At 60.8% G+C, this 26,008-nt stretch carries 26 protein-coding genes; 19 read left to right on the top strand and 7 right to left on the bottom strand.

The window, feature by feature from the left end; translation table 11 throughout:
* Window positions 1-62: 62 nt before the first annotated feature.
* Both NKJ81_RS03925 and NKJ81_RS03920 read right to left on the bottom strand, forming a co-directional pair.
* Window positions 63-1,520: an NAD-dependent succinate-semialdehyde dehydrogenase gene (locus NKJ81_RS03925; RefSeq protein WP_352539695.1), complete on the bottom strand. Its 1,458-nt coding sequence runs from the start codon at window positions 1,518-1,520 to the stop codon at window positions 63-65.
* A 190-nt stretch (window positions 1,521-1,710) separates the two neighbouring features.
* Window positions 1,711-2,661 (bottom strand): AEC family transporter, encoded by a 951-nt coding sequence (locus NKJ81_RS03920; RefSeq protein ID WP_292659709.1) that lies wholly within the window; start codon window positions 2,659-2,661, stop codon window positions 1,711-1,713.
* Window positions 2,662-2,811: 150 nt separating this feature from the next.
* On the opposite strand from NKJ81_RS03920, the gene NKJ81_RS03915 reads away from it, so the two are divergent.
* Both NKJ81_RS03915 and NKJ81_RS03910 read left to right on the top strand, forming a co-directional pair.
* Window positions 2,812-5,823, top strand: a complete 3,012-nt coding sequence (locus NKJ81_RS03915; RefSeq protein WP_352539694.1) for a caspase family protein — start codon at window positions 2,812-2,814, stop codon at window positions 5,821-5,823.
* A 106-nt stretch (window positions 5,824-5,929) separates the two neighbouring features.
* A complete protein-coding gene (locus tag NKJ81_RS03910; protein WP_352539693.1) occupies window positions 5,930-6,478 on the top strand; it encodes a histidine phosphatase family protein in 549 nt (182 codons plus the stop codon).
* Window positions 6,479-6,605: 127 nt separating this feature from the next.
* Here NKJ81_RS03910 and NKJ81_RS03905 read toward each other — a convergent pair whose 3' ends face one another.
* The 3 genes from NKJ81_RS03905 to NKJ81_RS03895 all read right to left on the bottom strand — a co-directional run bounded on the left by NKJ81_RS03905 (window position 6,606) and on the right by NKJ81_RS03895 (window position 8,524).
* Window positions 6,606-7,772: an epoxide hydrolase family protein gene (locus NKJ81_RS03905; protein ID WP_352539692.1), complete on the bottom strand. Its 1,167-nt coding sequence runs from the start codon at window positions 7,770-7,772 to the stop codon at window positions 6,606-6,608.
* Between the two features lie 315 nt (window positions 7,773-8,087).
* Complete coding sequence (locus tag NKJ81_RS03900; protein ID WP_352539691.1) at window positions 8,088-8,273, bottom strand: hypothetical protein; 186 nt, start codon at window positions 8,271-8,273, stop codon at window positions 8,088-8,090.
* The gene (locus tag NKJ81_RS03895) at window positions 8,270-8,524 is read right to left on the bottom strand and encodes a hypothetical protein (RefSeq protein ID WP_352539690.1); all 255 of its coding nucleotides are present in this window, start codon (window positions 8,522-8,524) and stop codon (window positions 8,270-8,272) included. Before NKJ81_RS03895 ends, NKJ81_RS03900 begins: the two co-directional genes overlap by 4 nt.
* A 217-nt stretch (window positions 8,525-8,741) precedes the next feature.
* Between NKJ81_RS03895 and NKJ81_RS03890 the strand changes: the two genes are divergently transcribed.
* From NKJ81_RS03890 to NKJ81_RS03870, 5 genes are all read left to right on the top strand, one after another.
* Window positions 8,742-9,026 carry an acyl carrier protein gene (locus NKJ81_RS03890; RefSeq protein WP_023676462.1) on the top strand — a complete coding sequence of 95 codons (285 nt, stop codon included), beginning with the start codon at window positions 8,742-8,744 and terminating at the stop codon, window positions 9,024-9,026.
* 39 nt (window positions 9,027-9,065) lie between these two features.
* Window positions 9,066-10,253: a beta-ketoacyl-ACP synthase gene (locus NKJ81_RS03885; protein WP_352539689.1), complete on the top strand. Its 1,188-nt coding sequence runs from the start codon at window positions 9,066-9,068 to the stop codon at window positions 10,251-10,253.
* Window positions 10,254-10,328: 75 nt separating this feature from the next.
* Window positions 10,329-11,618 (top strand): beta-ketoacyl-ACP synthase, encoded by a 1,290-nt coding sequence (locus tag NKJ81_RS03880; protein ID WP_352470322.1) that lies wholly within the window; start codon window positions 10,329-10,331, stop codon window positions 11,616-11,618.
* An 83-nt stretch (window positions 11,619-11,701) separates the two neighbouring features.
* A complete protein-coding gene (locus tag NKJ81_RS03875) occupies window positions 11,702-12,730 on the top strand; it encodes a zinc-binding dehydrogenase (protein ID WP_352539688.1) in 1,029 nt (342 codons plus the stop codon).
* Window position 12,731: 1 nt separating this feature from the next.
* Window positions 12,732-13,724, top strand: a complete 993-nt coding sequence (locus NKJ81_RS03870) for a lipid A biosynthesis lauroyl acyltransferase (RefSeq protein ID WP_352539687.1) — start codon at window positions 12,732-12,734, stop codon at window positions 13,722-13,724.
* 143 nt (window positions 13,725-13,867) lie between these two features.
* Here NKJ81_RS03870 and NKJ81_RS03865 read toward each other — a convergent pair whose 3' ends face one another.
* A complete protein-coding gene (locus NKJ81_RS03865; protein ID WP_352470461.1) occupies window positions 13,868-14,296 on the bottom strand; it encodes a L,D-transpeptidase in 429 nt (142 codons plus the stop codon).
* Window positions 14,297-14,518: 222 nt separating this feature from the next.
* Between NKJ81_RS03865 and NKJ81_RS03860 the strand changes: the two genes are divergently transcribed.
* The 12 genes from NKJ81_RS03860 to NKJ81_RS03805 all read left to right on the top strand — a co-directional run bounded on the left by NKJ81_RS03860 (window position 14,519) and on the right by NKJ81_RS03805 (window position 25,500).
* Complete coding sequence (locus NKJ81_RS03860; RefSeq protein ID WP_352539686.1) at window positions 14,519-15,808, top strand: acetylornithine deacetylase/succinyl-diaminopimelate desuccinylase family protein; 1,290 nt, start codon at window positions 14,519-14,521, stop codon at window positions 15,806-15,808.
* 130 nt (window positions 15,809-15,938) lie between these two features.
* Window positions 15,939-17,417: an ABC transporter substrate-binding protein gene (locus NKJ81_RS03855; protein ID WP_352539685.1), complete on the top strand. Its 1,479-nt coding sequence runs from the start codon at window positions 15,939-15,941 to the stop codon at window positions 17,415-17,417.
* Between the two features lie 241 nt (window positions 17,418-17,658).
* Entirely contained in the window at window positions 17,659-18,606 is a 948-nt protein-coding gene (locus NKJ81_RS03850) for an ABC transporter permease (protein WP_352539684.1), read from the top strand.
* Window positions 18,603-19,472: an ABC transporter permease gene (locus tag NKJ81_RS03845; RefSeq protein WP_352539683.1), complete on the top strand. Its 870-nt coding sequence runs from the start codon at window positions 18,603-18,605 to the stop codon at window positions 19,470-19,472. Before NKJ81_RS03850 ends, NKJ81_RS03845 begins: the two co-directional genes overlap by 4 nt.
* Window positions 19,469-21,088: an ABC transporter ATP-binding protein gene (locus NKJ81_RS03840; protein ID WP_352539682.1), complete on the top strand. Its 1,620-nt coding sequence runs from the start codon at window positions 19,469-19,471 to the stop codon at window positions 21,086-21,088. Before NKJ81_RS03845 ends, NKJ81_RS03840 begins: the two co-directional genes overlap by 4 nt.
* Before the next feature lie 448 nt (window positions 21,089-21,536).
* Window positions 21,537-22,001, top strand: a complete 465-nt coding sequence (locus tag NKJ81_RS03835; RefSeq protein ID WP_352539681.1) for an Imm26 family immunity protein — start codon at window positions 21,537-21,539, stop codon at window positions 21,999-22,001.
* Window positions 22,002-22,292: 291 nt separating this feature from the next.
* Entirely contained in the window at window positions 22,293-22,916 is a 624-nt protein-coding gene (locus tag NKJ81_RS03830) for a DNA polymerase Y subunit UmuC family protein (protein ID WP_352539680.1), read from the top strand.
* Between the two features lie 138 nt (window positions 22,917-23,054).
* Window positions 23,055-23,246, top strand: a complete 192-nt coding sequence (locus tag NKJ81_RS03825) for a hypothetical protein (protein WP_023676475.1) — start codon at window positions 23,055-23,057, stop codon at window positions 23,244-23,246.
* 140 nt (window positions 23,247-23,386) lie between these two features.
* Window positions 23,387-23,587 carry a DUF4926 domain-containing protein gene (locus tag NKJ81_RS03820; RefSeq protein ID WP_023676476.1) on the top strand — a complete coding sequence of 67 codons (201 nt, stop codon included), beginning with the start codon at window positions 23,387-23,389 and terminating at the stop codon, window positions 23,585-23,587.
* Window positions 23,588-23,733: 146 nt separating this feature from the next.
* Window positions 23,734-24,159: a hypothetical protein gene (locus NKJ81_RS03815; RefSeq protein WP_352539679.1), complete on the top strand. Its 426-nt coding sequence runs from the start codon at window positions 23,734-23,736 to the stop codon at window positions 24,157-24,159.
* A gap of 263 nt (window positions 24,160-24,422) precedes the next feature.
* Entirely contained in the window at window positions 24,423-24,890 is a 468-nt protein-coding gene (locus NKJ81_RS03810; protein WP_352539678.1) for a hypothetical protein, read from the top strand.
* Between the two features lie 193 nt (window positions 24,891-25,083).
* The gene (locus tag NKJ81_RS03805) at window positions 25,084-25,500 is read left to right on the top strand and encodes a hypothetical protein (RefSeq protein WP_352539677.1); all 417 of its coding nucleotides are present in this window, start codon (window positions 25,084-25,086) and stop codon (window positions 25,498-25,500) included.
* 21 nt (window positions 25,501-25,521) lie between these two features.
* Here NKJ81_RS03805 and NKJ81_RS03800 read toward each other — a convergent pair whose 3' ends face one another.
* Window positions 25,522-25,953: a TerB family tellurite resistance protein gene (locus NKJ81_RS03800; RefSeq protein ID WP_352470314.1), complete on the bottom strand. Its 432-nt coding sequence runs from the start codon at window positions 25,951-25,953 to the stop codon at window positions 25,522-25,524.
* Window positions 25,954-26,008: the final 55 nt, after the last annotated feature.

The raw sequence follows: 26,008 nt of genomic DNA, 5'->3' as shown, positions 1-26,008 counted from the left end.
CGATGCCAGCCTGGCCTTTCGAAGCGGCTCAGGGTCTTCTTCGGTATTACCGCATCAGGCTTCTAGAGACCAAGTCCGCCGATGCAGACATATTTGGTGTCGAGATAGTCCTCGATGCCCTGATGGCCGCCTTCCTTACCGAGGCCCGATTCCTTGACGCCGCCGAACGGCGCCTCAGGGGTGGTGATGAGCCCTTCATTGACGCCGACCATGCCGTATTTGAGCCCTTCCATGACCCGGAAGGCGCGGCCGAGATCGCCGGTGTAGAAGTAGCAGGCCAGCCCGAACTCGGTGTCGTTGGCGAGTGCCACGGCCTCTTCCTCGGTCTCGAACTTGAATACCGGCGCCACCGGGCCGAAGATTTCTTCCTTCATGAAGCGCATCTTCGGCGTCGCATTGGCGATCACCGTCGGCTGGAAGAACGAGCCGCCGAGCGCGTGGCGCTTGCCGCCGGCGACGACCTTGCCGCCCTTGGCGGTAGCGTCGGCAATCAGCTCCTCGACCTTCTCCACCGCCTTTTCGTCGATCAGCGGTCCCTGCTGGACGCCTTCCTCGAGGCCGGAACCGACCTTCAGCCCGTTGCTCGCAGCAGCCAGCTTTTCGACAAACCGGTCGTAGATGCCGGCCTGCACCAGGAAGCGGTTGGTGCAGACGCAGGTCTGGCCGGAATTGCGGTACTTGGCGGTGATGGCGCCGGCGACGGCCCGCTCGAGATCGGCGTCATCGAAGACGATGAACGGCGCGTTGCCGCCGAGCTCCATCGACACTTTCTTGACCGTCACCGACGACTTCTGGATCAGGATCTTGCCGACCTCCGTCGAGCCGGTGAAGGTGATCTTCTTGACCAGCGGGTTGGCGCAGATCTCGTCGCCGATCTCACCGGCGGCGCCGGTCAGGATATTGATTACGCCTTTAGGGAAGCCGACTTCCTCGGCAAGCGCGCCCCAGGCAAGGCCGGAATAAGGCGTCTGCGACGCCGGCTTGACCACGGCGGTACAGCCGGCGGCAAGCGCCGGGCCAAGCTTGCGGGCCAGCATCGAGGATGGGAAATTCCACGGTGTGATGGCGGCGATGACGCCGACCGGTTCCTTGGTCACCAGGATACGGCGGTCCGCCCAGGGCGACGGCACGACGTCGCCATAGGTGCGGCGGCCTTCTTCGGCGAACCACAATATGTAGGACGCGGCCGAGCCGATCTCGCCCTTCGATTCGAACAGCGACTTGCCCTGTTCGATGGTCAGCAGTTCGGCCAACACGTCCTGATTATCCATCATCGCGTCGTGCAGCTTGCGCAACAGCTTCGAGCGTTCGAGCGCGGTGGTCTTGCGCCATGTCTGGAAGGCCGCATCGGCGGCTTCGATGGCGCGGCGGGTCTCGGCCTTGCCCGACTTCGGCACCGTGCCTATCTTGAGGCCGGTGGCAGGATTGTTGACGTCGACCGTCTGGCCTGAATCGGCCTGCACCCATTCGCCATTGATGAGATTGGCCTGCCGCATGAAATGGCTGGTCTTCTGAAGCATGATCTCGCCTCCGTTCGGCACCTGGCGGGCCGGTCGCTGATTTCGTGAATGGACGTGCGCGATAGCATCGCTAGAGCCACTGCTCTTAGCCCAGGGCAAGCCCCGCAAGCAATCACAAGATGGCATATAGGGTTTGGGCCAGCCAAAGCGAGAGGCGATGCAGCCGGGTTCTTATCCAAAAACCGGGTTCTTATCCAAAAATATGGACGACCACTGTCAGCCAAAACGCAGTGGTCACGACCGCACAGGCGGTGGCGATGGTCATCTGGTTCGACGCCAGCGCCTGGCCGGTGTTGAACTGCACCGCGATGAGATAGGAATTGATGCCGGACGGCAACGCCGCAACCATGACCGCCACCTTGGCCGTCAATGGCGGCAGGCCGATCAGCCAGACCAGGCCGAGAACCAGCGCCGGCATCAGGAACAGTTTCAGCGCCGACAGCGCCAGCGCCGGCCTTACATTGCCAGAAATGCCGAAACGGCGCAGGCTGAGACCCATGGCGAACAGCGCCACCGGGGCGGCCGTGCCGGCCAGCGCGTCGCTCAGCCGCGTCGCAAGCACCGGCAGCGGCGCACCGGTGAAGCGCCACGCCAGCCCGGCCAGTATGCCGATGATCAGCGGATTGATGAATACCCGCCTGAGAAAGCTCCTGACGACGCGGAGCGGATGCACAGGCTCGCTGCCGCCGCGGCCGAACATCTCGAAAAGGATGATCGAGGCCATCATCATCACCGGCAGGTGAATGGAAACGAGCAGTGACAGCACTTCGAACCCGGCCGGCCCGAACACGCCGATGATGAAGGGCGCGCCGAGGAGGACAACGTTGGAGTAGGACGACGACACGCCGCCGACGACGCCAGCGCGGGCGTCCCGCCCGAAGATGCGCGTAATGACCAGATGGCCGGCAGCCCAGGTAAGCGCCACTGCTGCGAAATAGGCGCCCCACAGCGACCACGGCGCCACGCCGTGGAAATCAGCCTTTACCATGGTCTGGAACAGTAAAAGCGGCATTGCCACGTTGATGGCGAATTCGGATACGCCCTCGCCGCTCGCCGGCTTCAAATAGCCGGTGAACCCGGCAAGATAGCCGAGCCCGACAAGACTGAAAACGAAGAGGACGGTTTCGGTAAGCGGAGACATTTTTCCCGTGATAGGCGAGGCTCGGCGGCGGCGCAATCGCCCTTCCCTCGCGAATGTACCGGCCAACAATCCGGCCGCTCGGATCTTGCCCGAATTTGCTCATGGTTGGATGCCAGCGCTATACAGGGTTGTTGGGGGGAAACGCGGCGAATGGGCGCTGTCGGAAATCAGCACTTCTTCAAGCAGGCGTGGCTGACGGCTTTCGTCGGCGCCATGCTTTGCCTCGTGGTGACCTCGGCTCATGCCGCGGAGCCGGCGAGCCTCAAGGGCGTGGCGCTGATTGTCGGCCAGTCGAAATACCAGCACATAGCGGCGCTCCCCAACCCCGCCAACGACGCCCGCGACATCGCCAAGATGCTGACCGATCTCGGCTTCGAGGCGCGCAGCGTCACCGACCGCGACACGGCAAAGCTGAAGCGCGACCTCGAGCGTTTCGCCGAGGATGCAGAGGACGCCGACGTCGCCTTGATCTACTATTCCGGCCACGGCATCGAGGCCGGCGGCGAAAACTATCTGGTGCCGGTCGACGCCGATGTTTCTTCATTGAAGGACGCCGATCAGGCCCTGGTGCCGATCTCCACCGTCATGGACGAATTGAAGACGACCGTGCCGGTAACGATCATGCTGCTCGATGCCTGCCGCACCAACCCGTTTCCGGCGGATGCGGTGCTGCGCCGGGCGCCCACGGCCTCGGCCTCGCCGATTGGCGCCGGTGGCCTGGAGCCGGTGCGCGGTGCCAGGGCACTGGCAAACGCGACCGCGACGGAAAATCTGGGAACGGTGATCGGCTTTGCCGCCGAGCCGGGGCGGCCGGCACTCGATGGCATCGTCGGCGAAAACAGCCCCTACGCAGCGGCACTTCTGCGCCATCTCGCGGCGATGAAGGGCACCGAGTTCGGCTCGGTCATGCGCATGGTGACAGAGGAGGTCTATCTCGACACCAAGGCAAAGCAGCGGCCATGGGTCAATGAAAGCCTGCGCCGGCTGCTCTATTTCGGCGTTGCACCGCAGGAGCCGACCGGCGACGACGGCCTGATCACCGGCGAGCGGCGGCAATTGCTGCTGACGATCGCCGAGTTGCCTGACCCCAAGCGGGTACAGGTCGAACTGGCCTCGCTGCAGGACGGCGTGCCGCTCGACGCGCTTTATGGCGTGCTGAAGGCGCTCGGCACCGAAAACATGCCGGAGGACCCCACCGACCTGCAAAAGCTGCTCGACGCCCAGGCCGAGCGCCTGAAGAAGTTGATCACCGAACGCAACGCCCTGCGCACCGACGACCCCGAGATCAGCCGCCTCGTCGCCTCGGCCGACAAGGCGATCGGCCAGGGCGCCATCGTCACCGCGCGCAACTTCCTCGACCAGGCGGTGGGCCGGGTCGAGCAGGCCAGCGGCGTGGTCGATCGGGCAGAGGATCTGGTCAGGCAGAAGCGTCTTGCCGACGCGGCGATCTATGCCAGGCGCGCCGACGCTTCGGCGCTGGTCTTCGACTATCTGTCGGCCGCCAACGATTACGGCAAGGCCTTCTCGCTGGTCGAGAAATGGGACGACAGGCTGCGCTGGAACTACAAGAACCAGGAGGCGGAAGCGCTTAACGCGCATGGCAACGCCACCGGCGACAGGCAAGCGCTGCAGCACGCCATCGACGCCTACCGCGTCATCCTGAACTTCATCCCCAACGGCGAGCAGAACCGCGACTGGGCGATCACCCGCAACAACATGGCGGTGGTGCTGCAGACGATCGGCGAGCGCGAGCGCCAAATCGACCGGCTGGAAGAGGCAGCGAACATCTTTCGCGATTCGCTTGCCGTGTTCGAGCGCGAGAAGGATGATCTCAACTGGGCGGCCGCCCAGAATAACCTGGCCAATGTGCTGTTGAAGATCGGCGAACGCCAGAGCGACCCGAAACGCCTGAACGAGGCGGTGGTGGCGATGCGCGCCACGCTGGAGAAGCGGCCGCGCGACAAAGTCCCGCTGGATTGGGCCGCCTCGCAAAGCAACCTTGGCCTTGCGCTTTACGCGCTTTCGGAGCGCGAACCGGACGGCGAGCGCCTGACCGAGGCCGAGGCCGCCTACCGGCTGGCGCTTGAAGAATACACGCGCGAAAAGGCGCCCGTTCAGTGGGCGATGGTCCAGAACAACCTCGGCAATACGCTGGTGTCTCTGGGCACGCAACGCAACGACAAGGCAAAAATCGACGAGGCAGCCGACGCCTTCCGCGCCGCGCTCGAAATCCGCACACGCGATACCTTCCCGCTCTCGTGGGCGAGCAGCCGTCTCAATCTGGGTAACGCGCTGAGCAGTGCTGCCCGTTTCGATCTCGGCACCGGCCTGCTCGAAGAGGCGGCTGCCGCCTATGGCGACGCGCTGACCATATTTACACGCCAACGTTTTCCGACGGATTGGGCTTCGGCGGAGAACAATCTCGGCTCGATCTACCAGACGCTCGGCCAGCGCACGCGCGATCCTGCCAGGCTTGAGCAGTCGGCTGCTGCATACCGGGCGGCACGGCGCGTCTATACCAAAAAGGAGTTTCCGCTCGACTGGGCGATGACCCACTACAATCTCGGCAACACGCTGCAACTGCTCGGCGGCGTGACCGACAAGCCGGTGCATTACGAGGCGGCGATCGAGGCCTATCGCGATGCACTGCGCGAATACAAGCGCGAGACGACGCCGCGGCAATGGGCACTGGCGCAGGCCGGCCTCGGCTCGGCGCTGCAATGGCTGAGCATGAGCGAGGCCGACCCCGGCAAACTGGCGGCATCGATCGCCGCGCGCCGGGCGGCGCTGGAGGTGCTGACCTTCGAGACCTCGCCCGTCGACTGGGCAAACGCGCAGAACGGCATCGGCATGAGCCTGATCAATCTCGGCAATCTCGAACGCACCGGCAAATATCTGGACGAAGCCGAAGCCGCCTTCGAGGCAACGCTCAAGGTCTTCACCCGCGAAAGCCAGCCGATGCAATGGGCCTTCGAGCAGAACAATCTCGGCGACGTCCACTGGAACCGCGGCAGCTATGGCGGCGGCAATGCCGAATACCAAAAGGCGATCGAATTCTTCGAGAACGCCAAGCAGGGCTTTACCGAAGCCGGCTACACACTCCCCATACCGCTGACCGACCGCAAGATCGATCTGGTGAAGAAGCAGATAGCGAGGAAATAGGCTTTTCGGCCGCAGGTTGCACTCGGCTTGTCTTTCAGCCGGCTTTGCCGTCCCTATATGCCGGTCACCGGGGACCTGCCTGCCGGTCACCCGAAAAGGATGTCTGATGCTTCGATTTGTGCTGGCGCTGCTGTTGCTTGCCGTTTCCGCCACAGCCCATGCGACGGAAGCCGGCTGGGCGCTGCTGCGCGACGGCGGGCATGTGGTGCTGCTTCGCCATGCCATGGTCACAGGCACCACCGATGCGGCCAATTTCGACCTCGGCAAATGCGCCACCCAGGTCAATCTCTCGGAGCGCGGCAAGCAGCAGGCGCGCAAGATCGGCGCGCTGTTTGGCGCCCGCGCGGCACCGGTCGAGCGCGTGCTGTCCAGCCGCTATTGCCGCTGTCTCGAGACCGCCCGCATCGCTTTCGAAAGCGAGCCGGAGCCGTTCGCACCGCTTGACCTGCTGAAGACCGACGAAAAGGAGAAGGCGGCCCAGATCGCTGCGATCGTAGCCGAAATCCGCGGCTATTCCGGCTCCGACAATCTGGTCATGGTCACGCATCTCGAAAACATCAAGGAATTGACCGGCATCTCGCCGCGTGAAGGCGAAGCCGTGGTCGTCGCGCCGCAGGGCGACGGCCTGCGGGTACTCGGCCGCGTTACCTTCTGACCGGGCCGGAGCCGGTTGAAGTGAAAATCTAGCGCTTGGTACCTTAAGCCGAATACCGGTTCCGACCCGCGATGAGGTCTTGGTCGAGTCCAAGGTCGACATTGAGTCAGGAGGCAGGTTTTCGTCCTTACTTTGCCGGCCGGAGCCTCAGCGGCCGAAAAAAGGCCCGGATGTCCTCGACCAGGAGTTCGGGTTGCTCAATCGCCGCGAAATGTCCGCCTTTCGGCATGTCGGTCCAGCGCTCGACACGGAAGACTCGCTCGACCCAGGAGCGAGGTGGCATAGGAAGCTCTCGAGGGAAGACTGCAACGCCGAGGGGCGGTGTTATTCGCTCCCTTGGCCCGAAGATCAGGGGGCAGAGCCGGTTCTCTTTGTAAATCCGGAGCGAGGCCTCGATCGTGTTACCGAACCAGTAGAGCGAGATGTCGGTAAGCAGCGTGTCTAGAGGGATGGCGCGTTCGAGTTCGCCTTCGCAGTCGCTCCAACTGCGGAACTTCTCGGCAATCCATGCGGCTAGCCCGATTGGGGAATCTGTCAGTGCAAAGGCTAGCGTCTGGGGCTTGGTCCCCTGCAGAAAAGCGTAGGCCCCCTCCGTTGCGGCGAAATTCGCCGCACTGTCGAGGAATGCCTTCTCCTCCGGCGTGACAGGTGGGTCGTCGCGACCGAGGGTCGGGCGGAAACTGCCTGGAATGTAATTCAGGTGCAATCCGATAAGGTCGTCCGGGTAAAGCCGAGCGAGCCAGGTCGAGACGCCTGCGCCGATGTCGCCACCTTGTGCGGCGAAGCGATCATATCCCAGTTCGCGCATCAGCCCCCGCCACAGCTTCGCGACACGCTTTGAGCTAACGCCGGCCTGATGCGGCGGGGACGAGAAGCCGAAACCCGGAAGCGACGGTGCGACGACATCGAAGGCGTCCTCGGCATCCCCGCCGTATTTGGCAGGATCCGTGAGCAGCGGGATGACGTGCTCGAACTCGGCGAAGGAGCCGGGCCAGCCATGAGTGAGGATCAACGGCAAGGGTGCTGACCCCTTTCCTTTCTGATGAACGAAATGGATGTCGCACCCGTCTATCGTGACCCTAAACTGAGGCAACAGGTTCAGACGTTTTTCGTGATCGCGCCACCTGAAATCGTATTCCCAGTAACGTGAAAGCTTCCTGAGGAAATCAACGTCAGTACCGTCCTCCCATCCGTATGCGAAGATCGACGACGGCCATCTTGTCGCTTGGATACGACGCTGTAGGTACTCGATCTGTTCATCCGGGATGTTGATGTGGAAGGAATGAATGGCCACGGGTGTTGCTCCGATCAGCGGCGAAGAATTGTCCCATCATCAAGGCACAGAACGCAGGAAACCTCACTGAGCGACCGCTTTGTCCGCTACTTGCTCGTTCCCATCTACGAGACGAAGGTAACATTCCACCCTTAGTGGCAATTCGTTTAAGCTACTTGGCGTCAGATTTCACCGCTACCAGCCAAGCGTCGACACGGAGCTTCCATCCCTCGATCATGTCCGCGAACGCGTCCTCTGTAAGTTCGGACAGATAGGATGCTCCTGCCGGGCTCCAAGGCCGTGAACGCATAGGTAATCGACGCCTCCGTGCCTCCGTTAGTGGTCGGTCGGCAGGCCACCTCGACAAATCCGAAACGCGAATCCGCGTAACGCGAACATAGCGGATGCGATGCGCCAGCCGTCTACCCACAGGGTCTCTCCGATCGGCGTGAACAGCGGAAAGACGCCGTCGATCGGCCCCGAAAGCACGATGCTGTGGCTGCGCGCAAGATGGCTCGTCATCCGCCCTCCCCGCCGGTTTCCGCCAGACCGTGGCTGTCCGCTGCGGCAAGCTCCATTTCGTAGATGCGCTTCAATTGGCCGATTGTTTCCAGTGTCGCCGCGGAGAACGGCGTCCGGCCTTCGAAAGCATGCAGCACGATGCCCTCGATGAGGTCACCCAGGCTCACGTCGCGATGCTCAGCCAAGGCCTTGAGCACCTTCACCAATCGTTTTTCCAGGCGCACCCCGGTCTGCACGCGTTCTATGGTCATAGATCTTTTGTACCATGGTACATTGGTACACCCAATGATCAAAGATGGGACGGTTTCGGCATATCGCCGGGAGGGGTTGCCAGCGACCCCTATTGCTCTGGCAGAACAGCAATCCCATCTGCGCGCGGCGTATCAGGCCTTTTCCTGCCCGGAAAAACCGATTAGACAGCCCAAAACACATGCGGACAGATTCCGCCCGCAATCGAAGGAAAAGCCCTTGTCCACCACGTTCGACAAAGTCGCCAAGATCATCGCCGACACCAGCGAGATCGACATCGAGACGATCACGCCCGAAAGCCACACCATCGACGATCTCGGCATCGACAGCCTCGACTTCCTCGACATCGTCTTTGCCATCGACAAGGAATTCGGCATCAAGGTGCCGTTGGAAAAGTGGACGCAAGAGGTCAATGACGGCAAGGCCTCGACCGACGACTATTTCGTCATGAAGAACCTGTGCGCCAAGATCGACGCGCTCGTCGCCGCCAAGAACGCCATCTAAGCACAGCGCTTGACGCGCCCTCACCCACAACAGCCGCCCATGAACCCCCGCGACGTCGTCATATCAGGCATCGGCCTTGTCTCGTCACTGGGCGAGGGTCCGGATGCGCATTGGCAAAAGCTCGTCCAGCCGCGCCTTGAACCGGTTCTGGAGGCCTCGCGCTTCTCGCCCTATACGGTCCACCCGCTGCCGGAGATCGACTGGAACCTGCAGATCGCCAAGCGTGGCGACCAGCGGCAGATGGAGAACTGGCAGAGGCTCGGCACCTATGCGGCCGGCCTTGCGCTCGACGATGCCGGCATCAAGGGCAATGACGAACTCTGCGCGACCATGGACATGGTGGTGGCCGCCGGCGGCGGCGAGCGCGACGAGGCGGTCGACGCGGCCATTCTCGCGGCATCGGAAAGCCGCAATGACCGCGACGTGCTGCTCAACGAGAAGCTGACCACGGAATTGCGCCCGACGCTGTTTCTGGCACAGCTTTCCAACCTGCTCGCCGGCAACATCTCGATCGTCCACAAGGTGACGGGGTCGTCGCGCACCTTCATGGGCGAGGAAGGTGCCGGCGTTGCCGCTGTCGAGACCGCGGCCGCGCGCATCCGCTCCGGCCAGTCGACGCATATTCTGGTCGGCGGCGCTTTCCAGACCGAACATTCCGACATGCTGCTCGGCTATGAACTGGCCGGCTACCTGCATCGCGGTCCGTGGCGGCCGGTCTGGCAGAGGCAAGGGGCCGAAGGCGGCGGCGTGGTGACCGGATCCGGCGGCGCGTTTCTCGTCCTGGAGCAGCGCGAGCATGCGGAAAGCCGTGGCCGGAAGATCTATGCGGAACTCGGCCCGGTCCTGTCCGGTCGCGCCAGGCGCCGGCGGGACGAACTCGACGGCGAGATCGCCGTGCTGTTGAAGCAAGCCGCATTGCCGAATGGCGAGCTGCTCGCGATCTCCGGCGCTTCGGGCGCCCATGCCGCGACCGCCGCCGAGAAATCGGCGCTCGACGCCAATCCGGCGATCGCCGCACGCGGCTTTTCGACGCTGACCGGCCACATGAAGGAAGCGCAGTTCCCCTTTGCCGTGGCGCTGGCGGCGCTGGCTGTCGACCGCAAGGCCGCCTACCCTGTCTTCGACGCCACAGTCGAAAAGCCGTTTGCCGGCGTCCCGAAGACCGTCCTTGCAACGGCGATCGGCTATCACCAATTCGAGGGCATGGCGCTGATCAAAGCCGCCTAGAGCATCGGACCGAAAAGTGTGGCGCGGTTTTCGGGCGATCCGACGCTCCAAGAGAAACAGGTTTTTGGACAACAAATGGCCAATCTGAACGACCACATGGGCAGGCCCATCGTCGCCGTCACCGGCATCGGCGTGGTGACGTCGCTCGGTGTCGGCAAAGCCGACAATTGGGCGGCACTTACCTCAGGCAAGTCCGGCATCCATCCGATCACCCGCTTCCCGGTCGATCATCTCAACACCCGCATCTCCGGCATGGTCGATTTCCTGCCGTCGAGTTCCAAGGGCGCCAGTCTCCTCACCTATGAGCTTGCCGAAACCGCCGCCCAGGAAGCGATGTCGGAGGCGGGCCTCGATGCCGGCGATTTCGGCGGACCGCTGTTCCTCGCTTCGCCGCCGGTCGAGCTCGATTGGAGCGAGCGCTTTTCGCTCTACAATTCCGACACGCCCAATAATTCAGACAGGCACGACACCGGTGCAGAGAGGCTGCTGCGGGTAGCGCGCGGCCTCAGGGAACTCGACATCTTCGAGACCACCCAGTTCGGCTCGATTGCCGACCGGCTTGCCGACCGTTTCGGAACGCGCGGCCTGCCGATCACGCTGTCGACAGCCTGCGCTTCGGGCGCCACCGCGATCCAGCTCGGCGTCGAGGCGATCCGCCGCGGCGAATGCGACAGGGCGCTGTCGATCGGCGCCGACGGCTCGGCGACCGCCGAGGCGCTGATCCGCTTCTCGCTTCTGTCGGCGCTCTCCACCCATAACGACATCCCCGAAAAGGCCTCAAAACCCTTCTCCAAGGATCGCGACGGCTTCGTGCTGGCCGAAGGCTCGGGCGCCCTTGTGCTGGAATCGCTGGAGGCAGCACTTGCCCGCGGCGCCACCGTTCTCGGCATATTGCGCGGCTGCGGCGAAAAGGCCGACGACTTCCATCGCACCCGCTCCAAGCCGGACGGTTCGCCGGCGATCGCGGCGGTGCGCGCCGCTCTTGCCGATGCCGGCCTGAGCGAGGACGGGATCGATTATGTCAACGCCCATGGCACCTCGACGCCCGAAAACGACAAGATGGAGCATTTGTCGCTGTCGACGGTGTTCGGCGAGCGGATCTCGTCAATGCCGGTCTCGTCGAACAAGTCGATGATCGGCCATACCCTATCGGCTGCCGGTGCTGTCGAGGCCGCATTTTCGCTGATGACGATGCGCGAAAGCATCATTCCGCCGACCATCAACTACGACAATCCCGACCCGGCAATCGTGCTCGACGTGGTGCCGAACACCAAACGCAACGCCGAGGTCGGCACCGTCCTGTCGAACTCCTTCGGCTTTGGCGGCCAGAACACCTGCCTTGTCATGGCGCGGGAACCGGTCTAAGCGACCGTTCCGCTCTAGCACTGTTGTCGTGCGCATGGTCCTTTCCGAAACGGTTCTCGGTCATGCGCAACCTGGGATCTGGCATGCGCGCATTGCAACTTATCGAGGATCGCCGGCTTGAAACGGTGGACCTGCCGCCACCGCCGCCGCCTTTGCTCGGCGAGGTGACACTGCGCATCAAGGCCGTGGCGCTGAACCATATCGACGTCTGGGGCTGGCGCGGCATGGCCTTCGCCAAGCGCAAGCTGCCGCTGGTCGTCGGAGCCGAGGCCTCCGGCGAGGTCGAGGCGGTCGGCCCCGGCGTTTCCAGCCTCCTGCCCGGACAGTTGGTGTCGATCTATGGCGCCCGCACCTGCGGTCTTTGCCGCGCCTGCCGCGAAGGCCGTGACAATCTCTGCGAGCATGTCTCGGGCGTTCACGGCTTCCATCTCGACGGCTTTGCGCAGGAAAAGATCAACCTGCCGGCGCGCCTTCTGGTCCCCGCCCCGCCAGGCGTGAGCGAAATCGGCGCGGCGGTGGCGCCTGTCACCTTCGGCACGGTCGAGCACATGCTGTTCGACAATGCCCGGCTGCAACCCGGCGAGACGATACTGGTCCATGCCGGCGGCTCCGGCATCGGCTCCGCCGCTATTCAACTGGCCAAGAAGATGGGCTGCATGGTCATCACCACCGTCGGCTCGAACGACAAGATCGACAAGGCCAAGGCGCTCGGAGCCGACCACGTAATCAATTATCGCGACGACCGCTTCGAAGGCATCGTGCGCAAGCTGACCAAGAAGAAGGGCGTCGACGTGGTGTTCGAGCATGTCGGCGCCGACACCTTTGCCGCCTCGATGCTGTGCCTGAAGCGCGGCGGCCGGCTGGTCACCTGCGGCTCGACCTCCGGCGTGTCGACACAGATCAATTTGATGCAGTTGTTCCAGCAGCAGTTGAAGCTGCTCGGCTCGTTCGGCTGCCGCATGGAAAATATGGCCGACGCCATGAAGAAGATGGCCGCGGGCCTGGTCGCGCCGGTGATCGACACCGAGGTCGGCTTCGACGGCATCGATGCGGCGCTGAAGCGCATGGAAGGCCGCGACGTCTTCGGCAAGATCATCCTGCGCGTCGGCTGAAATGATCGGCAACGCCTTCAGGAAGATCCGCAGGGACGTGGGATTCCGCTATGGCAGGCGGCTTCGCCAGTTCAACTACTGGCTGGTCGCGCGCGTCGCGATGATCATCATCTCCGCGCTGCGCCTGCTGCCGCCCGACAGGGCGCTCAATTTCGCCGACCGCGCTGCCCGCCGCATCGGCCCCTGGGTAGCGCGCCATCAGGTTGCGGTCGACAATCTGCGCCAGGCCTATCCGGAAAAAAGCGATGCCGAGATCGAAGCGATCGCTTCCGATATGTGGGGCAACATGGCCCGCCTGGCCGCCGAATACATCTTTCTCGATGCTTTGTTCGACTACGATCCCGCTGCGACGAAGCCGGGCCGTGTCGAGGTCAAGGGCGTGGAGCATTTCGTGCGCATCGCTGGCGAGGACAAGCCGCATATCGTCTTCACCGGGCATCTCGGCAATTTCGAGCTGCTGCCGGTGGCTGCGGCGACATTCGGCATGAACATCACGGCGCTGTTTCGCCCGCCCAACAACCCTTACCTCGCCGAGTACATCCTCTCGACCCGCCGCTCGAGCATGGGATCGCTGCTGCCGTCTTCGACCGGTGCCTCGTTCGCACTTGCGGCCATCCTGGAGAAAGGCGGCAATATCGGCGTGCTGGTCGACCAAAAATTCACCGGCGGGCTCGAGACGACATTCTTCGGCCGCCCCTGCGAGAGCAACCGGGTCCTCGGCACCCTGGCGCGGCACTACGATTGCGATGTCTACCCGGCGCGCTGCGTACGCCTGCCGAACAACCGTTTCCGGCTCGAGATCGAGGACAAGCTCACCTTGCCGCGCACCGCCGGCGGCAGTGTCGACGTCCGCGCCACCACCCAGCTTCTCAACGACGTGGTCGAGCGCTGGGTGCGCGAAGACCCCGGCCAGTGGATGTGGTTCCACAAGCGCTGGGAGATCAGCGGCCGCAAAAAGCGTCGGCCAGCGACAATGCGCGACAAACCCGCCTGAGCGCACCATCTTTTTTGGGTGCAAGCCTTATTTTGTTCTTGCTTTGTGCCGGCAGCTATGCTACTAATTTCGGTATAGTGCTATTTGGCCCCAACGAACCCGCCGCTCCGGCGGGTTTTTTATTGCGGGCCGAGGAGCAGGCCCTAATTCGTCACGAGAATCCGCGTATTGCCGAAGCCGGCTTCGCGCACCATCGAATAGAACGCGGCGGCGTTGCTGGGGTGGAGGCGCACACAGCCATGCGATGCCGGGCGCCCCAATTGCCGGATCGCGCCGGTGCCGTGGATGGCATAGCCGCCGCGGAAGAACACCGAATAGGGCATCGGCGACATGTCGTATTTGCGCGAATACCACATCCGGGCCGTCCGCTGTGGCCGGTAACTGCCGCGCGGCGTGATGTAGCCCTTGCGGGCGGTGGAAACGCTCCACCGATAATACGAAAGCCCGTATCTTACCGTCATCGTCTGTGAGGAAATATCGATGTTCGCGACCAGGCTGGCCGCACGGCTCTCGAACGACGAACCGAACAGCATCGCTACTAATGCCGCTGCCATGAGAACAGTGTTTTTCATGCAATCAAACCCCTTTGATGCCCCTTGCCTGCCTGCCGTCACGCTGTTCTCCAGCGTTTTGATGGCAAGCCAGCGAGCTAACACCTACTCCCTGACGATTTCACCAATCCAAAGCAGCGAATTTGAACGATTTCCCGCAATAGTTGCCGTAACGACACGCAATCGCCTCGCAATTCGCCATCGGGCTTGCAAAACCGCCTCATCCGCTGCTCAATTCGCCGAATGAACGAACCGAACGAACGGCTCCTCAAGGCTATCGATGACCGAGCCGATGATCTGGTTGCCCTGACTGCGGATCTGATCCGCTTTCCGACCATCAATCCGCCCGGCGAAGCCTATCGGCCATGTGCCGAATATATCGGCGCGCGGCTGAAGAAGCGTGGTTTTGAGATCGAATTCATCCGTGCCGAGGGCACGCCCGGCGACACTGACCGTTACCCGCGCGTCAACGTCGTCGCCCGCTTCGATGGCCGGGCGCCGGGTGCTTGCGTGCACTTCAATTCGCATATCGACGTCGTCGAGCCCGGCGACGGCTGGAGCCTCGATCCGTTCGCCGGCATCGTCAGGGATGGCAAGGTCTATGGCCGCGGCGCATGCGACATGAAAGGCGGGCTTGCCGCCTCGATCATCGCCGCTGAAGCCTTCATGGAGGTGTTTCCCGATTTTCCCGGCGCCATCGAGATTTCAGGCACGGTCGACGAGGAGTCCGGCGGCTTTGGCGGCGTCGCGCATCTGGCCAAGCTCGGCTATTTCTCCAGACCGAAGGTCGACCACGTCATCATTCCCGAGCCGCTCAACAAGGATCGCATCTGCCTTGGCCATCGCGGCGTCTGGTGGGCGGAGATCGAGACCAAGGGCGAGATCGCGCACGGCTCGATGCCGTTCCTCGGCGACAATGCGGTGCGCCATATGGGCGCCGTGCTGCGGGCCTTCGAGGAGGAATTGTTTCCGGCGCTCGACCGCAAGATGACGCGCATGCCGGTCGTGCCCGAAGGCGCAAAACGCTCGACCATGAACATCAACTCGATCCATGGCGGCCAGACGGAAGATTTCCGGCCCGGCCTGCCCTCGCCCAACGTGCCCGATTCCTGCCGGCTGACAATCGACCGCCGCTTCCTGCTCGAAGAGGATCTCGCTACGGTCAAGAGCGAGGTGACCGATATCCTGGAACGGCTGAAGCGCGAGCGCAAAAAGTTCGATTACGAGATCCGCGATCTGATGGAGGTGCTGCCGCTGATGACCGAGCGCGACGCACCGGTGGTGAAGGCGGTCGCGCAAGGCATCATGGAGATATTCGACCGCGAGCCGGATTATGTGATTTCGCCCGGCACCTACGACCAGAAGCACATCGCCCGCATCGGCCACATCTATGACTGCATCGCCTATGGCCCGGGCATCCTCGATCTCGCCCACCGGCCCGATGAATGGGTCGGCATTGCCGACATGCTGGACTCGGCAAAGGTGATGGCAATCGGCCTCGGCGTGCTGCTGAAGGGCGCCGGCCCGCCATGATCCGGCCATGGGCGGAAAAACATTCCTCCCGGCGTCGGCACACGGTACGAAACGCAATTTACTCGGCGGCGAATTCACGCTTCTATCCGCCCGGGTTTGAGCACGTGTTTTAGACATGGGGAGTTGCACGATGAAATTGTGGAAAACCATTCTGGCCGCCGCGGCGCTGGCGTTGGCCGCCGGGACCTCGGCGATGGCCGCGCGCACCGACCTGGTCATCGGCATTACGCTCGAACCCCCGCATCTCGACCCGACCGCGGGTGCCGCCGCGGCAATCGACGAGGTACTCTATGCCAATGTCTTCGAGGGCCTGACCCGCATCGGCCCGAACGGCGAGGTGCTGCCCGATCTCGCGCAAAGCTGGAGCATTTCCGACGACGGCAAGGTCTACACTTTCAAGCTGCATACAGGCGTGAAATTCCATGACGGCACCGACTTCAACGCCGACGACGTGAAATTCTCGCTCGACCGTGCCCGCGCCGACAATTCCGTCAACGCGCAAAAGGCCCTGTTTGCCGCCATCGACAAGATCGAGGTCGTCGATCCCGCGACGGTGAAGGTCACGCTGAAGAACCCGCAAGGCTCGTTCCTCTACAATATGGGCTGGGGCGACGCGGTGATCGTGGCGCCTGAGACAGCCGACACCAACAAGGAAAAACCGATCGGCACCGGCCCGTTCAAGTTCCAGAACTGGGCCAAGGGCTCATCGATCACGCTGGTCAAGTCGGACAATTACTGGGGCGCCCCGGTGTTCCTCGACAAGGCCGAGTTCCGCATCATTCCGGATGCCGCCGCCGCCGTTCCGGCGCTGCTTTCCGGCGACGTTCAGGCCTTTCCGTTCTTCGACCCCGACAGCGTCGCCCAGGTCAAGGACGATCCGCGCTTCAAGGTGGTGATCGGCTCGACCGAGGGTGAAACCATCCTGTCGATCAACAACAAGAAGCCGCCCTTCGACAAGCTGCAGGTCAGGCAGGCGATTTCCTTTGCGCTCGATCGCAAGGCGATCATCGACGGCGCCTCGGCCGGCCTCGGCGTGCCGATCGGCTCGCACATGTCGCCCGCCAGCAAGGCCTATGTCGACTTGACCGGCCTCTATCCGCACAATGTGGAGAAGGCCAAGGAATTGCTGAAGGAAGCCGGCCTGGAGAATGGCTTCAAGGCGACGCTGAAGCTGCCGCCGCCCTCCTATGCGCGGCTTGGTGGCGAGATCATCGCCTCCGAGCTTCGCGAAATCGGCATCGATCTCGAGATTATCCCGGTCGAATGGGCGCAATGGCTGGACCAGGTCTTCACCAAGAAGGACTACGACCTGACCATCGTTTCCCATACCGAGCCTAACGACATCGATATCTATTCGCGTAAGGACTATTACTTCAACTATGACAATCCGGCCTTCGATAAGATCATCGACGAATTGAACCTTACCTCCGACGAGGCCAAGCGCACGACGCTGCTCGGCGAGGCGCAGAAGGTCCTGGCCGATGACGCCGTGGTCGGCTTCCTCTACGAATTGCCGAAGGTCGGCGTCTGGGACGCCAAACTGCAGGGCCTGTGGGAAAATGCCCCGATCCAGGCCAACGACCTGACCAAGGTGAAGTGGACGGATTGAGCGGGTCGCTGACAGAAGGGCGAAAGTTGCACTCCGTCCCACCCCCCTCTGCCCTGCCGGGCATCTCCCCCTCAAGGGGGGAGATTGAGCCCTCACCGCCGCTTTCGCTAACCACTAGCGTTGCAGGGACAGTGCCGGCGTGGAAACTGCCAATCTCCCCCCTTGAGGGGGAGATGTCCGGCAGGACAGAGGGGGGTGGGCGGGAACGCAAGCTTCGCCCAGTGCTTGCACCGGTCTCCTCATGACCGCCTACCTCCTCAAGCGCCTCGCCATCGCCGTCATCACGCTGGTTCTGGCCTCGATGGTGGTCTTTGCCGTGCTGGAGATCATTCCCGGCGACCCGGCGCGGCTGATGCTTGGCCTGAACGCCAGCGCCGACCAGATCGAATTGCTGCGCAACCAGATGGGTCTCAACGCTCCCGTCGTGCTGCGCTATCTGCATTGGGCCGGCGGCTTGCTGAGCCTCGATTTCGGCCGTTCCTATACTTATTCGGTGCCGGTCATCGATCTGGTCCGTGAGCGTCTCGTCGTCTCGCTGCCGCTGGCGCTGATGGCGCTGGCGCTGTCCACAGTCATTGCCATCCCGGTCGGGCTGTTTTCCGCCAGCCGGCGCGGCCGGGCCGGCGACACGGTTGCGATGGGCGCCGCCCAGCTTGGCGTCGCCGTGCCCAATTTCTGGTTTGCGCTGATGCTGATCTATCTGTTCGCCGTCTGGCTGCGGCTGGTGCCGGGCGGCGGTTTTCCCGGCTGGGGCGCCGGCGTCTGGCCGGCGCTGAAGTCGCTGCTCCTGCCGGCGGTCGCCCTCGCTCTGCCGCAGGCGGCGATCCTCGCCCGGGTCACCCGCTCGGCGCTGATTGAAGTGCTGAATGAGGATTACATCCGCACCGCCCGCGCCAAGGGCCTGCCCTATCGTCTTGTCTTGTGGCGGCATGCGCTGCGCAACGCCTTGATCCCGGTGGTCACCATTCTAGGCCTGCAATTCGCCTTCCTGCTTGCCGGCACCATCATCATCGAGAACGTCTTCTATTTGCCCGGCCTCGGCCGGCTGGTGTTCCAGGCAATCAACCAGCGTGACCTGATCGTGGTCGAGAGCGTCGTCATGCTGCTGGTTGCCGCCGTCATCATCGTCAATTTCGTTGTCGATCTCTCCTATGCGGTGGTCGATCCGCGCCTGAGAGGCAGGCAATGACGCTGCACATCGACATCCCCGACGAGAACCTTGCCGGCATCCTGGCCAAGGCGTTTCGAAACCGTTCGTTCCTCGCCGGCTTCGTCGTCACCGCACTGGTGGCTGCGGTCGCGATCCTCTCCTTCGAGTGGACGCCTTACGACGTCACCAGGCTGGTCATTTCCGACAAGACCCAGGCGCCGTCGCTGGCGCACTGGTTCGGCACCGACCATTTCGGTCGCGACATCCTGTCGATGATCATGGTTGGCGCCCGCAACTCGATTGCCGTGGCGCTGGTGGCGGTCGGCATCGGCATGGGCGTCGGCGTGCCGCTCGGCGCCTTTGCCGCGGCGCGTGGCGGCATCGCCGACGACGTGCTGATGCGGCTGAACGACCTGGTCTTCGCCTTTCCGGCGCTGCTTTCGGCAATCATGATCACCGCCATCTTCGGGCCCGGCGCGTTCAACGCCATCATTGCCATCGGCATCTTCAACATCCCGGTGTTCGCGCGCGTCGCCCGCGCCGGCGCCTTGGCGATCTGGCCGCGCGAATTCATCCTCGCCGCCCGCGCCGCCGGCAAGAGCACGACGCTGATCAGCATCGAACATGTGCTGCCCAACATCGCCACGCTGCTCCTGGTACAAGGCACCATCCAGTTCGCGCTCGGCATCCTGGCCGAAGCGGGCTTGTCCTATGTCGGGCTGGGCACGCAGCCGCCGATGCCGAGCTGGGGCCGCATGCTGTTCGATGCCCAGACCCGCATGGTGGTGGCGCCGTGGATGGCGATCTTTCCCGGCATGGCGATCGTCGTCACCGTGCTTGGCCTGAACCTGCTCGGCGACGGCATTGCCGACATACTCGACCCGAAATCGCGGCGGCAGAGATGAGCCTGCTCGAAATCGAGAAGCTGTCGCTGACCATCGGCGGCACCCGTATCCTCAGAGACGTCGAGCTTTCCGTCGCGCCGGGCGAAGTGATGGGGCTGGTCGGCGAATCCGGCTCCGGCAAGTCGATGACGGCGCTCACCGTTATGCAGCTACTGCCCTGGACGGCGCACGCCACCGGACGCGTCACCTTCGACGGCATCGATATCCTGGCGGCGAGCGAAGACCAGATGTGCGCGCTGCGCGGCGACGACATCGGCATGGTGTTCCAGGAGCCGATGACGGCGTTGAACCCGGTCAAGACCATCGGCGAGCAGGTTGCCGAGGGCATCCGCTGGCACACCGGAGCGAGCCGCGCGGATGCCGAGGAACGGGCACGCAAAATGCTCGACCGGGTCGGCTTGCCGGCGGCGCGGTTCCCGTTGTCGCGTTATCCGCACGAGCTTTCCGGCGGCCAGCGCCAGCGTGTCGTCATCGCCATCGCCTGTGCGCTGAAACCCAAGCTGCTGATCGCCGACGAGCCGACGACGGCGCTCGACGTGGTGCTGCAGGCGCAGATCCTCGACCTTTTGCGCGACCTGGTCGCGGAAAACCGCATGGGTCTTCTGCTCATCTCGCACGACCTCGCCGTGGTGACCGAGATGGCGGATCGCATCACCATCCTGCGCCATGGCGAGGTGATGGAGGCCGGCGACACGGCGCGCATTCTGTCCGGACAGCTTCATCCCTATACGCGCCAGCTGGCGCAGGCCTCGATGCATGTGCCCGCGCGGGCTAGGCACAGCGTCGGCCAAGGAAAACCTCTGGTTGAGGTAGACAGCGTGACGCGCGACTATCCGGCACGGCGCACATCGCTGCTCAAGCGAGGGGCTCCCATCCGCGCCGTCGACGATGTCTCCTTCTCGATGGCGCCCGGCCAGTCGGTGGCGCTCGTCGGGCGTTCCGGCTGCGGCAAGTCGACGCTTGCCCGCATGGTTCTGGCACTGGACAAGCCGACGGCCGGTACGATCCGCTTCCGCGGCGATACCCTCACCGGCAAGAGCGAGGCGGAGCTGAAGCCGGCACGGCGCGACATGCAGGTCGTGTTCCAGGACCCGTACGGCTCGTTCGACCCACGCCAGAAGGTCGAGAGATTGGTGGCCGAGCCGCTGCATGTGCTGGAGAAGAAGCCGGCGCCCGCCGCGCGGCGCGAGATGGTGGCGCATGCGCTGCACGAGGTCGGCCTCTCACCAGGCGACATGGACAAATACCCGCACGAGTTTTCGGGCGGCCAGCGCCAGCGCCTGTCGATCGCCCGCGCCATCATCACCCGGCCGAAGCTGGTCGTCGCCGACGAGCCGGTCTCGGCGCTCGACGTCTCGATCCGCGCGCAGATCCTCGATTTGTTCGCCGAGCTCAACCAAAAACTCGGCATCGCCTATCTGTTCATCACCCATGATCTGACCGTCGCCCGCGCCATCACCGACGAGGTGATGGTCATGCATGACGGCAAGATCGTTGAGCGCGGCAGGACGAGCGAAGTGCTCGACCACCCGCAATCCGAGGCGGCCAAGGCGTTGGTCGCTGCTGCTCCAGACCTGCACCGGGCGATCGCGAAACGACTGCAGGAACAGGGGTGAGCGGCAAGGGGCACGGGCCTTCCGTTCTCCCACTGTGGGGTCCGAAGGACGGGGCGAGACCGGTGGCTCGCCCCACGAGGAGGCTCCGGTGGTTGGCGACGTGGTGGAGACGACTGTTTGTGGCCAGCCTATGAAAGTAGAAAAAATATGGGGCCATTGGGCCGATCGCCGATCGCGCAACCCGGACCTGATCGTCCCTTTGCGCGCGAAGGAGATTTAGCGAACTTAGGTTTGGAAATTACGGTATTAATGTATGTTTTCTGCCTCGCCCGTTCGGCTTTGTCCTGCCGCGTATTCTCCGCATCGTCGCGCTTAAGCTAAGCAAAACGACTGGCAGCAACGGATAGCCCCCAAACACACGAGAGCTTGGCGCTCCAACAAAGCCGTAACTAATCACCACTCGCGCCTTCCGCATCACGCCGGCATCTGTAGTAAAGGGAACCTTAAAGTGAGACAACTACCCTACAAGGAAGGCACCCTATTTGCCATTCCGTTGAGATCAGGTGGCTACGGGCTTGACTTGGTAGCTCATATGGCCCCAATTGGAAAGATTATTCTAGCATATCTATTTGGACCAATGCGTCTGGAATTGCCAAAGGCGGATGAATTAAATGACCTTAGTCCAGATAATGCAGTCAGGTGCCTACGGTGTGGCGATCTCGGTTTAATAAATGGAACTTGGCCAATTATTGGCCAAATGAAGAGCTGGGCAGAAGACAAATGGCCTATGCCAACCTTCGTTCACAAAGAAAGCCTTTCCAACCGAATTCTTATTCGAAAATACTCAGAGTCTGACCCATCGAAGCTAGAGAGCCAAACTAGCGTAGCTTCGGCGGGCGATTTGGAGCAGGACGGTTTACACGGATATCAAGCCGTCGAATTGATTCTGATCGAGCAGCTGAAACCCCATTGATCAAGGAATGACGGTTACGATGTGAATTACGAATTACGGTGACTCCCACTAGCCGGCCTCTCGTCAATGCCGCGCGGACTTTTTTGGCGGCGTCAGCGGCTAATTTGCATCGGGCGGACTATTCATCCGGGGAGGAGCCCCACGACTGGTGAAGGAGGGATGTCACTGGGTTGTTTGGTGGATAACAATAAAGACTATAACTCGCTTATGAATGTAATCGGCCCGAATAAGCTGGGTAGTGCGAGTTTACAGGTAAATGATTTCCCAATTGGTTCGTGAGGAGTTGCCATCATGCATTTTAAAATAGCATTGAAACTTGCCGGATTTGTTGCAATTTTTGTTTTCGGAGGATCGGCCTGTACTGTGCCATCAACTCCTGAGATACTGAACTGTTCAAAGGGAATCTTTGCCGATAATTGGCCGTTCACTTGGCGAGCAGTTGAGGAGAAATGTATATCACGCGTAACCTCGCAAATTGCGAAGGAGTTCATGGACTGGAATACGAAGTATGAAGAATTTAATGAGGATACTGGTGCACTTTACCTTTTTATATGGACGAGATTGATTGATAAGAATCTTGCGACTCCATTGCAATTGGACGAGAGAACGAAAGATTTTGATCAAGTAACTCGATCGCTTACGGACTCTTATGTTGGCATTTACGACGATATTGAAAAATTGCAGGAAGAATTGAAAATGTCTTTGGCCCAAAAAGGAGGCGGGGATGCGAATTCGCTCTATGCGATAAGGCTTTTAGGTTTAGTTCCAATTGAGCACGCGCGGCCCACCATTTTGTTCCTGAAGAGTCTGGTTGATCTTGACACCAACACCATTAAGGTCACGGGACAATACGGGGAAGAGATTGTAGAAATGCAAGAGTTGTTGGATTATCGGGCCAGTGCACAAGGTCGTTAGTTGCCATTCACAGATCCTAATTATGACGCGGGTCATTACTTAGTGGCCGCTATTGTGCGGCAGGAACTGAGAGAATTTCGCAATTTCGGTGCACTTTTATCGCGTTCGCCCGGCTATCATTGCACGTAGATTGACCACATGGCCCGCCTTGCCCGCATAGCGGCGTCCGGCTTCTACAACATCGGCCAGCTCACCTCCACCAACCCTGGGGCAACGCAAGGCAACAAGTATGACGGCTTTGGCAAGCTCGCCCGCCGGGACGTCACGCTGGGCACGCTGACCCACACCACGACCAGCGTGCGCGATGCCTCCGGCCAGACGGGTTGTTGATAAATACGGAGCTCGATATACGGTGGACGTAACTGTTACAGGTCCGGCCGGCACCGTTGAGGTTCGCACCGGGTGGATTTTCAGCCCCCGGTTCAAACGTCCCGTCGCTGATGACACTATTCGTGAAGTAGAGTCCCGCTATGAAACCAAAGATCAACGACGTTGTGAGATTGATTTGTGATATGCTGGGAGAATCCCTTCAGGCCGGAGCTTTAGGAGTCGTTGTTGAAGAGCATTCTTATCCCGAGGAGGCATACGAGATTGAATTCAGTAGCGAAAATGGGAAGACCATCGCTCAATTAGCCTTACTTCCAAACCAGTTCGTACTGATTGCTGTGTAAGGAATTACAGCGCACTCTTTTCCATATCTCCTCTCCGAATTACGACATGATCCGGAATTACGCACTACGGGTCGCATTACGAATTACGGTGACACCCATTAGCCGGCGGCTCGTCAAGAGCACGAAGCCGTAGGGCACGGTTTTTGATGACTGAGTTCAAGATCATACCTTTCACTGGCGCCGGGGAAATAGAGTTTGGAATGTCCCCGAATCAGATTAGACGGCGTCTTGGGACAAATTTTCGAACATTCAAACGATCTATCAGGGATACGTTTCCTTGCGACTATTTCGAAAATATTGGGGTATTTTGTTACTATAGTAAATCAGGAAAATTGAACGCGGTCGAATTCACGAGTCCTGCCGCTCCTTCTCTGAATGGGGTTCGATTTCTAGGAACAGGATTTGAAACCGCAAAACGTGCACTTATTTCATTGGGCCAAGAAATCGAAGAAGAAATTGATGGGGCAATCGCTTTTGGCCTTGGGGTCAGTATTTATGCCCCGTTGGCAAAAGAAGATTCCATGGCGCCTGTCGAGACAGTGCTAATCTTTCAGAAAGGATACTACCAATAGGAGCAAGGCATACAAATTTTCCGATCCGTTGGAGGAATTGTGGAATTACGGTGACACTCATTAGCCGGCCGCGCGTCAAGAGTGCAGAGCATTTTTTTTGGCAGCGCGAACTGCCAATCCAATTCAGTGCCCAGCATTTGAACCGCACCCGTTCTCGGTTGACAGCTGCGTTCGCACCGCGCCAGATCAGGATCAAGCATCGACCGGCTCCTGGCAGGCGGCATCGCCGCCCCGGAAGAGGAGGATTCTTTCGGTAGTTGGAAATGCCCCGGAAGATCGGAGGTGCAGAGATTATGGATATGGACGGAACCCTTGAGAAGATATTCTCAGTAACAGCCATATGGACATCGGCCGCGACCATCCCTGTTTCGCTGATTTGGGGTGAATCCGCCTGGATGGCGGTTTTTATTGGCGCGATAGTTGCTGCCTCCTTTGCCTTTCCAAGAAGGTTAGCGGAGCTTCTCAATCGTTTCGAACACCCCATCGGTAATCTGGAGAGGAATTTCAAAAATGACTGGACCGGATGGAAGTATACAAAATCAAGCATAAAAATGATATATAATTTGAGTATTATCCAAAAGTATCACTATATATTACTTTTAATTACTGCCATTCATTTTATGATTTCGGGCGCCTTAAGTGAAAGCGGATTGGCTGTCGCGTATCTCGCAATTATGGCTGCATTCTCTTTGATTTCAGTTTCTTTTACACTGCATAAGAGAAACAGGTAGCGCTATGATAGTACTTTGAGCATCCGCTTGAGTGCCAATGAAGGATCTTCCCGGTTCCAAGATTGTTTCCCAAAAAGAAGCTAAAGTCGGTGATGTTGTTTAGTCGAGTGCAAAATTCGATGACGCCACCGGGGCGCCCTCTCTCCGGTCGCTTGATCCCGATTGATATTGATATCAGAAATAGGTGGCTGAAATGAAAATTAGTAAGCAGTGCCTACTTTCGGCCGCTGTGCTGAGTGCTGCGACTGCCGTATTGGTCTTGCTTATATTCTATCAGCAAATCACTGGCCCTTCGCCCAGATGGGAGGACGCGCTATCGCGTGAAAAGTTGACCGCACAATTTGGTGACATAAAAACTATTAGAAGAAGTCGGATTTGGGCCTATCTCGGTAAGCCCGATGAACCAAATATGGTCAAGCAATACGATCTTTGGTCTGACGACGATTTATTTGGAGAATATTTCGACGTAGTATACGACACCGAAGAATATAAGGAAAAACCGGATCATCAAGATCCGATTGCGATATATATGTTTTACCAATGCACAGTTATTTTATTTTACCACAAGTTTATACTGAATTCATCTCAGATTGACCTTGAATTGCTGTAACTCAACAATCCTGCCGATGCCTCAGCCTTGCGGCTTGACCAAATCGGCCGGGCTGATGTCGAGCAGGTCGAGCGTGCGGCGCAACAGCTGCATCTCGCTCCCGGCAAGTTGCGAATCGGCCTTGGCGATCTCGGCCATGTGGCGGGCGAGCAGCTTGCGCCGTTCGACGTCGAGGTCGCGGAATTGGGCGACGGCCTGCGAGCTGTTGGTCTCGTAGCCGAAATCGTTGAGATATTCGATGACGCTGTCGACGCTGGTTTCGGGTATGCCGAAGGCGTCGCGGCAGATACGCCTGAAGGCGGTCATTTCGCTTTCGCTGACCGAACCGTCGGCCAGGATCATACGGAACAGCATCAGCAATTCCGCCGACAGCACCGGATCGTCCGCGACCTTGCGCACGCCGGGGTCGCCGTCGAAGATCGAGCGTATCTGGTCCAGCAATCCCATCGCCATCAGCCCCTTCCGATTCGTCGGGAAGGTAGCGCGGAATCGGCTTGGCGCAAACGGG

Origin of the sequence: Mesorhizobium sp. M0018, from assembly GCF_040323955.1 — a bacterium.
Classification (GTDB): Bacteria; Pseudomonadota; Alphaproteobacteria; order Rhizobiales; family Rhizobiaceae; genus Mesorhizobium.
This window is presented reverse-complemented; position numbering and strand designations above follow the sequence as displayed.

Excerpts from the sequence above, each read along its gene's own strand:
- NKJ81_RS03850 (WP_352539684.1), top strand. The coding sequence starts at position 17,659 with ATGACCGCCTACCTCCTCAAGCGCCTCGCCATCGCCGTCATCACGCTG.
- NKJ81_RS03810 (WP_352539678.1), top strand. The coding sequence starts at position 24,423 with ATGCCCCGGAAGATCGGAGGTGCAGAGATTATGGATATGGACGGAACC.
- NKJ81_RS03825 (WP_023676475.1), top strand. The coding sequence starts at position 23,055 with ATGGCCCGCCTTGCCCGCATAGCGGCGTCCGGCTTCTACAACATCGGC.
- NKJ81_RS03800 (WP_352470314.1), bottom strand. The coding sequence starts at position 25,953 with ATGGCGATGGGATTGCTGGACCAGATACGCTCGATCTTCGACGGCGAC.
- NKJ81_RS03830 (WP_352539680.1), top strand. The coding sequence starts at position 22,293 with ATGCATTTTAAAATAGCATTGAAACTTGCCGGATTTGTTGCAATTTTT.
- NKJ81_RS03910 (WP_352539693.1), top strand. The coding sequence starts at position 5,930 with ATGCTTCGATTTGTGCTGGCGCTGCTGTTGCTTGCCGTTTCCGCCACA.
- NKJ81_RS03900 (WP_352539691.1), bottom strand. The coding sequence starts at position 8,273 with ATGACGAGCCATCTTGCGCGCAGCCACAGCATCGTGCTTTCGGGGCCG.
- NKJ81_RS03915 (WP_352539694.1), top strand. The coding sequence starts at position 2,812 with ATGGGCGCTGTCGGAAATCAGCACTTCTTCAAGCAGGCGTGGCTGACG.
- NKJ81_RS03870 (WP_352539687.1), top strand. The coding sequence starts at position 12,732 with ATGATCGGCAACGCCTTCAGGAAGATCCGCAGGGACGTGGGATTCCGC.
- NKJ81_RS03895 (WP_352539690.1), bottom strand. The coding sequence starts at position 8,524 with ATGACCATAGAACGCGTGCAGACCGGGGTGCGCCTGGAAAAACGATTG.
- NKJ81_RS03860 (WP_352539686.1), top strand. The coding sequence starts at position 14,519 with ATGAACGAACCGAACGAACGGCTCCTCAAGGCTATCGATGACCGAGCC.
- NKJ81_RS03840 (WP_352539682.1), top strand. The coding sequence starts at position 19,469 with ATGAGCCTGCTCGAAATCGAGAAGCTGTCGCTGACCATCGGCGGCACC.
- NKJ81_RS03815 (WP_352539679.1), top strand. The coding sequence starts at position 23,734 with ATGACTGAGTTCAAGATCATACCTTTCACTGGCGCCGGGGAAATAGAG.
- NKJ81_RS03820 (WP_023676476.1), top strand. The coding sequence starts at position 23,387 with ATGAAACCAAAGATCAACGACGTTGTGAGATTGATTTGTGATATGCTG.
- NKJ81_RS03865 (WP_352470461.1), bottom strand. The coding sequence starts at position 14,296 with ATGAAAAACACTGTTCTCATGGCAGCGGCATTAGTAGCGATGCTGTTC.
- NKJ81_RS03805 (WP_352539677.1), top strand. The coding sequence starts at position 25,084 with ATGAAAATTAGTAAGCAGTGCCTACTTTCGGCCGCTGTGCTGAGTGCT.
- NKJ81_RS03925 (WP_352539695.1), bottom strand. The coding sequence starts at position 1,520 with ATGCTTCAGAAGACCAGCCATTTCATGCGGCAGGCCAATCTCATCAAT.
- NKJ81_RS03875 (WP_352539688.1), top strand. The coding sequence starts at position 11,702 with ATGCGCGCATTGCAACTTATCGAGGATCGCCGGCTTGAAACGGTGGAC.
- NKJ81_RS03885 (WP_352539689.1), top strand. The coding sequence starts at position 9,066 with ATGAACCCCCGCGACGTCGTCATATCAGGCATCGGCCTTGTCTCGTCA.
- NKJ81_RS03880 (WP_352470322.1), top strand. The coding sequence starts at position 10,329 with ATGGCCAATCTGAACGACCACATGGGCAGGCCCATCGTCGCCGTCACC.
- NKJ81_RS03845 (WP_352539683.1), top strand. The coding sequence starts at position 18,603 with ATGACGCTGCACATCGACATCCCCGACGAGAACCTTGCCGGCATCCTG.
- NKJ81_RS03920 (WP_292659709.1), bottom strand. The coding sequence starts at position 2,661 with ATGTCTCCGCTTACCGAAACCGTCCTCTTCGTTTTCAGTCTTGTCGGG.
- NKJ81_RS03855 (WP_352539685.1), top strand. The coding sequence starts at position 15,939 with ATGAAATTGTGGAAAACCATTCTGGCCGCCGCGGCGCTGGCGTTGGCC.